General features: G+C 30.7%; 6 protein-coding genes. All 6 read left to right on the top strand.

All coding sequences use genetic code 11. From position 1 onward, the window contains the following. The first annotated feature begins 152 nt into the window (after window positions 1-152). The 6 genes from OEA66_RS14250 to OEA66_RS14225 all read left to right on the top strand — a co-directional run bounded on the left by OEA66_RS14250 (window position 153) and on the right by OEA66_RS14225 (window position 6,441). Window positions 153-2,555, top strand: coding sequence for an EndoU domain-containing protein (locus OEA66_RS14250; protein WP_267282004.1), 2,403 nt, complete (start codon window positions 153-155; stop codon window positions 2,553-2,555). Window positions 2,556-2,570: 15 nt separating this feature from the next. Continuing rightward, window positions 2,571-2,933 carry a hypothetical protein gene (locus tag OEA66_RS14245; protein ID WP_267282003.1) on the top strand — a complete coding sequence of 121 codons (363 nt, stop codon included), beginning with the start codon at window positions 2,571-2,573 and terminating at the stop codon, window positions 2,931-2,933. Between the two features lie 262 nt (window positions 2,934-3,195). Then, entirely contained in the window at window positions 3,196-3,534 is a 339-nt protein-coding gene (locus tag OEA66_RS14240; RefSeq protein ID WP_267282002.1) for a hypothetical protein, read from the top strand. Between the two features lie 635 nt (window positions 3,535-4,169). Beyond that, window positions 4,170-5,090 carry a helix-turn-helix transcriptional regulator gene (locus OEA66_RS14235; RefSeq protein ID WP_267282001.1) on the top strand — a complete coding sequence of 307 codons (921 nt, stop codon included), beginning with the start codon at window positions 4,170-4,172 and terminating at the stop codon, window positions 5,088-5,090. A 127-nt stretch (window positions 5,091-5,217) separates the two neighbouring features. After that, window positions 5,218-5,763: an energy transducer TonB gene (locus OEA66_RS14230; RefSeq protein WP_267282000.1), complete on the top strand. Its 546-nt coding sequence runs from the start codon at window positions 5,218-5,220 to the stop codon at window positions 5,761-5,763. A gap of 126 nt (window positions 5,764-5,889) precedes the next feature. Beyond that, window positions 5,890-6,441, top strand: coding sequence for a hypothetical protein (locus tag OEA66_RS14225; protein ID WP_267281999.1), 552 nt, complete (start codon window positions 5,890-5,892; stop codon window positions 6,439-6,441). The last annotated feature ends 222 nt before the right edge of the window (window positions 6,442-6,663 follow it).

Here is a 6,663-nt window from a genome sequence, read left to right as displayed (position 1 = left end):
AGGTAGTAATAGAGCAATGACTTATGAAAACACCATTAATTTTATTGAAGGGTTTGAACTCAATTAACAGCTATATATTCTACTCAACAGAATATTAACCTGAACAGGCAGAGTTTAAAACTCTGCCTATTATTAATCTTAAAATTATTAAAATGAAAAATGAAAAATACATTGATGATTACAATAATGAGGTACAGAAATTTTTAAATAGTAATATTTCATTTCAGAATTCAGATTTAATTATTCCAAAAAGTTTTCAACAAAATACTAGCTACGCGCAAGTACGTTTAGGAGAATTTATACGAGGAATGAACAATGTTAGTCCAATGCTTCAAACAAAACCTCATAACGTTGACGCTAAATTTGTAAGCAATCAATATTTCATTGATGCTCAGAAAGAAAAAAGGGGCAATCTACAAATAATAAATGATGTAAAAAAAGAAGGATATCTTTTTACAATTATTGATCATTTTTTTGACAAGAATTTAAATGGAGTTGTAGATCCTGATGAAAAGCTTCCATTTCAAGTGCTATTTTTTATGTCTTCAGATGGTAATAAGGTTAGAGAGGCTTACAATGCAGTAAGTGCAAAAGCCGATGAAATATTATTTTTTATAGAATCTGAAGAGGATACATTCTCATCTAGAAAGCTGTATGCAAAAGTATCGAATGCTGTTAGAAAACAATTTTACGATAAAGATGGAAAAATAGATGATCGATTCTTCAGTACGTCTATAATGAGTATTTTAGGTTCAAACACAGGTCTGGAAATAAAAGTTATTAAAGAACTTTTAGAAAAGGGAACCGTTGAAAAAAGTAATATTTATATTGATAGCATACTGAAAGCTTTAAAACTAGCGTCTCTTGCTTACAGCTCTTTATTAAAAGGGGTTGGTTGGATTTGCTCAAAGCTAGGTGAAGGAATTGATTATCTTAAAATTACAGATGATTTTTGGGACACTCAGAGTGAAGAATATTTTTTTGACAGAGAAAATATTATAAAATTATTGACAATCCCTGAAGATTCATTAAATGAATTAGAAAAATTATTTACTGATAAAAAAGGTATAGACCTTCATGATATTACTCCTGATCGATTAGAAAAACTTATAAAAGAAAATATTGGAAAAATTAAAGGATTTGTAAGAAACTATAATAAGTTCATCAGAGATACAATTGAAGAAATATACCAGATGGCTGATAATAAAACTGTCAATATTTTTATTAGTCATATTCAGGTTTCAATTGCTTTTTATTGCGGTCTTTGGAATGGGATAGTCGATTTCGTATCTTCATTATTAAAGTTTGTTGGAGGAATTTTACAGGCTCCATTCAATACTGCTTTAGATTTTCAAGGTGCGATGGAGACGGTAGACAATATTAACGAGTTTCTTTTCGGAGGAAATTTTTGGAATAATTTAGGCACTGCAATTTCAGAAACTTTTAATAAATTAGTTGACTTTTGTAAGACTCATGAAAAAGATGATTATGATTGGGTAAGAGTTGCATATGTTGCCGGAAGTGCTATCGCTTTTATTGCAAGTTTTTTTGTTCCTTTCACACAAGTCTTGAAAGTGGCAAAACTAGGAGCCATTGCTGATATTATTGCAGCTGTAAATAAAGAAGTTGGAGCAGCATTATCTGCTTCTGCTAAATTTGCGAAAGATCAAGCGTATAAAGCGCTTAGTTCTTTATTAGAGATAATATCTAAAGGAGGTAAATCTTTTCGTGATTTTTTAAAAAGAATTTGGAGTGAGCTTGAGAAATGGTTTTTAAATAGCCAGTATCAACTCTCTAAGCTAATAACATATATAAAATTAGGATTTGATAGAGAGTCTGCACAAACATTAGCCAATTTAGGAATAAAGCCAAAATTAGCTGCAAAGCCAACAGGACTTGGTGCGGGTATACCTATTTCAAATTTTATAACCAGACTTGAGTATAAAGGCATTATTATAAAACAAGGAACAAAAAAACAAATCACAGATTTTGCCAAACAACTCAAAGAAATGGGCAAAGATGCTGCTATAAAATATCTCGATGACTTATTGGACGGAATTTTTATCATTGGTAGACGATTTGAACAGCATATAGAAGACGGACATATCCGGATCAAAAAATATAAAGCCGACAATCTAGTAGAAGAATATGAGTATCTTGCAAGTAAAGGAGGAAAAGTTGCGGAAAGTGGATTTAACTATAGTCCTACAGTAGGAGGCTTTCATATTCTAAATAAGTTGAATAACAAACTGGTAAGAATTGCAGAAAATCTTGGAACTAAAGTATTACCAACAGGAGAAACAGTTCGCTTAGCAAAAATAGAATATTGGATAAAAGAAATGGGAAAATGGGTTCTAAAGAAAGATACTCATACCTTTTTTCCTAGCAAATGGGATATCAATAAAATAAAGAAAGTGGTACAAGAAGCGAGTGAGAATATTACTTTTAAACAAGGCAATAAATATAGAGGCATCACTAAGCAAGGAATTGAGATAGAATTTTATATTAGCACTGAAACTAGAGAGATAACCACAGCTTATATTTACTTTAAATAAAAAATATGAACAAATATGAACAAAATAAACTTTAAAACAAACAGTTTATTAGATGGAAAAGAAATTGCAGGTCCAATAGCAACAGATGATAAATACTTATTATTATCCTTATTCGTTGGACAATTTCGATTTCCAGATAACATTCAAGAAATCATAGATTTATTAGAATCTGTGAGAAGCGGTAATAGAACATGGTTAGAAGTAAATGATGATCTTATGTTTATGCAAATAGGATATATGTGTGGAGATTTTAAATGTGACAAAGACATGGCTTATTTCATTGCAGATAACCATAACTCTACTTCTTATCAAAACTTAGAAATGCCTCTGCAAGAAGTCATCGACCTGATGAAAGAGTGGAAAATATTTATGAGCTAAATAGTAAGGCAGTCAGTAATGGCTGCTTTTTACTTTTGGATTGAAGAGGCAGTAAAATGAAAGCGAAAGACAGATATTCATACTTTCTTTCCAAGCAAATGGGACATCAATAAAATAAAAGAGGCATGTGGAAATATCATCGAAAAGGAGGGTAACAGATATGTTGGAAAAACAAAGAATGGAATATTAATTTAAATGCGTATTGATTTAACTACAAGAGAAGTTAAAACAGCATATAATATAACCTTTAAAAATTTATAACATGAGTAAAGTAGAATTTAAGATAGTAGATAATGATTTTCAAGTAGTAAAGTCAACAAATGATAAATACTTATTATTATCCTTATTTATTGGACAGTTCCGATTTCGAGATAATATACAAGAAATCATAGATTTATTAGAATCCGTAAGAAACGAAAGTAAAACCTGGCTAGAAGCTAATGATGATCTTATGTTTATGCAAATAGGTTATATGTGTGGAGATTTTAAATGTAATAAAGATACAGCTTATTTCATTGCAGATAACTCTACTTCTTATCAAGATTTAGAAATGCCTTTACAAGAAGTCATAAACCTAATGAAAGATTGGAAAGCATTTTAATTTAAAGGCAACCTTTTGGTTGCTTTTATTCTTTAAGATAGAGAAATGGGCAAAGATGCTGCTATAAAATATCTCAATGATTTATTAGAGGGGATCTTTCTTTTTGGTAAAAGATTTGAGGAGCATAAATAATATTATAAATTAAAAAAAACATTCTTTAGGTCCCCCCCGCTGCCGCACGATTGCATCGTGTGGCTTTTTCTTTTAAAAACCAATTTCTAAAATTGCATTATTTTTTATCTTTATAAAAGCATACAATGATAAGTCGCAATTACAAATTTCATAATCCTGAAGGATTATACTCTATAAGCTTTGCAGTCGTAAGTTGGCTTGATGTATTTATCCGAAATGAATACAAAGAAATTCTTTTAGAAAATTTAAGATTATACTTAAACAACAAGACTTTATTTCAAAAAAAAATCTAAAAAAGTCTCTGCCATTTTGACAGCAGGAAAAATATAAGAAGTTTTTTATTTTAGAGAAAGAGTACAGCAAGGGTACAGGAAGTGTACAGCGATAACTTCATGACAAAATGAAAAATTCAGAATATTTTAGCTTAAAATTTATCCTTAAAAATAAAATACGACACGATTTGTCGTAACAAGCATATATATTTGTAATAGAAACTTAAAGCAATGAAAAAAGACTTTTACCTTACAAGATATGCCCTTATCATCAAGAAATTAGAAAGTGCTCCTGCAACATATTCCCAAATGGAAGATTATCTTTTGAACTCTTTTGAATTTCAGGATGCAGATATTAAAAGCTATTCTATTCGTACTTTGCAGAGAGATATTCGTGAGATTTCTAATCTTTTTAATCTTTCTATTCACAACAAGAAGAAAGGTGATAATCGTTATTACATCGAAAGCCGTCCTATGATGGAAGTCGATGAATACAACCAAAAGTTATTGGAATCTTTTCAGGTAAGCAACGCTTTAAACAATCATCCCGATTTTGCCAACTATATCTTTTTTGAGAGCCGAAAACCAAGCGGAGCCGAAAACTTTTATGACCTATTCTTCGCCATTCGCAATAAAAGAATTGTTTTGTTTGAGCATTACAATTTTAAAAATAAACTGATGACTTCCCGAAAAGTTCATCCTTTGGCATTAAAAGAATCCAAAGACCGATGGTATCTTATTGCGATTGACACCAAAGATAAAGCGTTGAAATCTTTCGGTTTAGACCGAATCAATTATCTTGATGTAACGCCTCAGAAATTCAAGGAAAAGTATAAATATAATTTTAGAGAACATTTTAAAAATGCTTTCGGAGTAATGAATCTTACCGAGCAAAATCCGCAGAAAATTGTTTTAAAATGCAGCCGCCATCAAGGTGAATACATCAGAAGTTTCCCTTTGCATCTGTCACAAAAGGAAACCAAAGAAACTCCGGAAGACATCTATTTTGAATTTTTCCTCCATCCTACTTACGATTTTATGCAGGAAATTTTATCGTATGGAAAAGAAGTACGGGTTTTAGAACCGATGAATTTAGTTGAAGACATTAAGAGACATTTACAGGAATCTCTTAACAACTATTTTTCAGAATAGAACGAAAAAGTATCTTTTGCATCTTTTTGATTATATTTACATAAACAATCATCTTTTGAGGGCTTTATATTTATTTTGTGTACTTCTTTCAACATTTTGTTTTTCTCAACAAAAAGAGGAATTCAAGATGGTAAAAAGCTATTATAATCAACATAGAGCGATGTTGAATACGGAGTTTAAAAAGAAGTTTGATGCCGAGAAAAATCCTGTATACAAATCTGCGGTAAAAAATGACTTTCTTTTCTTTATGAAAAAGATGGATAGTATTGAAAACGTTGCTTTAATTGCCGCTTTACTGAAAGTTAAAAATTTAGAAGATGTAAAAAAACTAAATTCTAAAATCACGGTTTCACAAAAGCAAGAATTTACCAATCCTATTGAGAAAGTCGCTGATTATCCTGGTGGAATTAATGCGCTAAGAAAAGAAGTTGCACAGCTTTTTTACGGTGAAGGCGTTTATTCTGAAGCCGGAAATGTAAAAACGAACGTCGTTTTTATTGTAGAGAAAGACGGAACCATAAGTGATGTAAAAGCTGAAGGTGATAATTTCACTTTCAACAGACAGGCAGAAATTGCTTTATACTCAATCTCCGAAAAATTCTCTCCCGCATACAACAACGGAACCCCTGTAAGATACAGATTCAGATTACCTTTAGCTCTTAATTTCGAGTAAAAATATTTTTTCACACTGTATAGTTTTATTATTTATATTTGACGAAAACTGAATTAAGCTATTATTCATTTATTTTATTCAAAATAAATGAATAATAGGAAATTTTTTAAAATAAAACGAATCCCTATGAAAAAAATCCTGTTAGGATTATCCCTAACTCTCGGAACATTTGTGTCTCATGCACAAGAAACTGCAGAAAAACAGAGAAAAAATGACATTCTCGCAGATCCAATTTTATTAATTGCATTTCCTTTAGCGAACGTTTCTTATGAAAGATTAATTTCACAAAACAAAGGTATCGGTATTAATGCAATGATTAACTTAGACCGTGATGATGACAGATTTAGCCAGTTCTCAGCATTTTACAGAATGTATTTTGGTAAAAAATATGCATCCGGATTTTTCCTTGAAGGTTTTATACCCGTTACTACAGAAACCAATGACATTTACTCTTACAATTATGATGATATTAATGGATATTATTACACCTCTTCAGTAAGACGAAGTAATTTTACGACTGTAGGTATTGGTTTTGGAGTCGGAGGAAAATGGGTCATGAAAAACAATCTTGTTATTGAAGCAAGTGGTGGTATTGCCAGAAGATTCGGTGACAGAGATAAACATTATTTTGAAGAAGTTACCGGAAAAATAATGGGCGGAATTGGGTATCGATTCTAATTTCCTCAGAAATATCATAGCAAAAACTTAATACTAAATAAAAAAATTTAAAGCCTCTTTTTAACCGCAAAAGAACCAAAAGAAGAGATTGAGAGAGTAATTCAAAGTTTTCAAAATGTAAAATTTTTATTTACTTTTTGTTCTGTCAGCTTTTGAATAACTTATTGCAATATACAATCTTTTGTCTCTTTTGCGGTTAAAAAATGTCATATCCCAATATTG

It is taken from the genome of Chryseobacterium luquanense (assembly GCF_026460945.1).
Taxonomy (GTDB): Bacteria; Bacteroidota; Bacteroidia; order Flavobacteriales; family Weeksellaceae; genus Chryseobacterium; species Chryseobacterium luquanense.
The sequence above is the reverse complement of the archived record's forward strand: the minus strand, read 5'-3'. Positions and strand labels throughout refer to the sequence as shown.

Excerpts from the sequence above, each read along its gene's own strand:
- OEA66_RS14250 (WP_267282004.1), top strand. The coding sequence starts at position 153 with ATGAAAAATGAAAAATACATTGATGATTACAATAATGAGGTACAGAAA.
- OEA66_RS14245 (WP_267282003.1), top strand. The coding sequence starts at position 2,571 with ATGAACAAAATAAACTTTAAAACAAACAGTTTATTAGATGGAAAAGAA.
- OEA66_RS14240 (WP_267282002.1), top strand. The coding sequence starts at position 3,196 with ATGAGTAAAGTAGAATTTAAGATAGTAGATAATGATTTTCAAGTAGTA.
- OEA66_RS14235 (WP_267282001.1), top strand. The coding sequence starts at position 4,170 with ATGAAAAAAGACTTTTACCTTACAAGATATGCCCTTATCATCAAGAAA.
- OEA66_RS14230 (WP_267282000.1), top strand. The coding sequence starts at position 5,218 with ATGGTAAAAAGCTATTATAATCAACATAGAGCGATGTTGAATACGGAG.
- OEA66_RS14225 (WP_267281999.1), top strand. The coding sequence starts at position 5,890 with ATGAAAAAAATCCTGTTAGGATTATCCCTAACTCTCGGAACATTTGTG.